Annotated in this window: 1 protein-coding gene and 2 pseudogenes; 1 reads left to right on the top strand and 2 read right to left on the bottom strand. The window is 49.7% G+C overall.

The genetic code is table 11. From position 1 onward, the window contains the following. Nucleotides 1-204 (top strand): annotated as a pseudogene (locus QVO97_RS07125) (sodium:solute symporter family protein); the annotation flags it as partial. Between the two features lie 107 nt (nucleotides 205-311). Here QVO97_RS07125 and QVO97_RS07120 read toward each other — a convergent pair. After that, complete coding sequence (locus tag QVO97_RS07120) at nucleotides 312-797, bottom strand: hypothetical protein (protein WP_022359667.1); 486 nt, start codon at nucleotides 795-797, stop codon at nucleotides 312-314. A gap of 150 nt (nucleotides 798-947) precedes the next feature. Then, a pseudogene (locus QVO97_RS07115) lies at nucleotides 948-1,920 on the bottom strand (2-hydroxyglutaryl-CoA dehydratase); the annotation flags it as partial.

The raw sequence follows: 1,920 nt of genomic DNA, 5'->3' as shown, positions 1-1,920 counted from the left end.
ATCGGCGGTCTGCTGTGCCCGAAATTCTCCAGCCGCAAGGCAGGTTTCTGGACCATCATGGCTTCGATTGTGTCGATCGTGGCATGGAATATGGTTCCGGCGCTGGTTCCGGTATTTAAGAATGTTGGATTCTTTATGCTGGCAGTCTGCGGGGCTGTGTTTATTTTGATTAGTCTGGTGGATCCGGAGAAGGTTAAACAGTAAGAGGCGTTTGATTTAAATAGAAGAGTTTAAAGTAAAAAAGAACGTCAAATCCAAGCGAAAAACTTAGAATTTGACGTTCTTTTTGCATATTTATATTCGATTCGATGCTACTCAACCGTCCCGGCGTCTTTGATATAGGAAATGAAACTCTTCTTGATCGAGGTCACGATTTCTTTGCATTGTGTATATTCTTCGCTGTCGCTGGCATACTGCTCGTCGTAGTGCGGATCCAGAATGAAGAGCTTGTTGCCGCAGAAGCCTAAGATGGTGCAGCCGTTTAAATCGCGGTAATGCGTGTCCTCAAATGCGAGAATGCGGAAGAGAAGTCCGCCTCCGTTGGCTTCATAGGCTGTTTTTTCATATACCTCGTAGGAATCCCCGCTCGGAACCATGATGAGTCTCGAAAATGCCTGGGATGGAAGTTTGAATGAAAAATCGTCGGTAATTACTTTGGAGCTGGTCAGCTCGATGGAGAGGTTGTCCGGGTCCTCCTGAGAAAAACTCACAACCTGTGCGGAATAATCAGCTGCATAAGACGGCATCACGTAGAGAGCCGCAGCCAGAGCCGCGCAGAGGAATAATTTCGATTTCATCCTGAGATCTCCTTTTAGTCTGTCTTTTTGTTCCACTATATAGAAGATAGGCTATGGAATCCACAGCCTATCTTAAACTCCATATAAATTTATTATAGCACAGACGTCTTTAAAAGTCAGCTGGAAATTTTATCCAAAATCAATCCAAAATCATCCAATTCTTGACTCCTTTTTCCTTTCTGGCAGGTTCTTCTGTGCGGTGGAAAGCATCAGTTTGATACGGTTCAGCTGATTGACTTCGCTGGCACCCGGATCGTAGTCTACGGCGATGATATTCGCCTCCGGATGGCTGGCGCGCAGTCCTTTGATGACGCCTTTTCCGACGATGTGGTTCGGCAGGCAGCCGAACGGCTGGGTGCAGATGATGTTCGTCGTGCCGCTGTGAATCAATTCCAGCATCTCACCAGTCAGGAACCATCCCTCGCCGGTCTGATTGCCGAGGGAAACGTAATGCTTCGCCATCGACGCCAGATCCTGAATCCGTGCAGGCGGAAGGAAATGTGTGCTGCGTTCCAGTTCGCGGCGGCAGGTGCGCCGGAAATACTCCAGCAGGGAGATTCCCATGTTGCACAGGTGTGCGGTGGAACGCTTGCCGCCCAGATTGTCGGCTTTGAAGTTGCTGTTGTAGAAGCAGTAAAGCAGGAAATCAAGCAGATCCGGCATTACAGCCTCGGCACCCTCGGCTTCCAGAAGCTCTACCACGTGGTTGTTTGCTAACGGGGAGAATTTTACCAGGATCTCGCCGACAATGCCAACCCTCGGTTTCTGGACATCGCGTCTCGGAAGTTCGTCGAAGTCATGGATAATACCGCGGATGTTGCGGTTAAACTCTGCCATGGATAAAGAGTGTTTCTGCAGCGATTTGATGCAGATTGCTTTCCATTTCTCATGCAGGGCATTGGCGGAACCGGCTTTTGCCTCGTATGGGCGGGTCGCATAGAGAACCCGCATGAAGAGGTCACCGTAGACAACCGCCTGCATTGCCTTGGTGAGAAGCGGCAGGGTAATCTTGAAGCCCGGATTCGTCTCCATGCCGTTGGCATTTAACGAGATAACCGGAATCTGCGGCATACCGGCGCGCTCTAAGGCACGGCGGATAAAGCCAATGTAGTTGGAGGCACGG

Source organism: Clostridium sp. CAG:43 (assembly GCF_000434655.1).
Lineage (GTDB): Bacteria > Bacillota > Clostridia > Lachnospirales > Lachnospiraceae > Otoolea > Otoolea fessa.
Note: the sequence above shows the minus strand (reverse complement) of the source record. Positions and strands in the feature narration are given on the sequence as shown.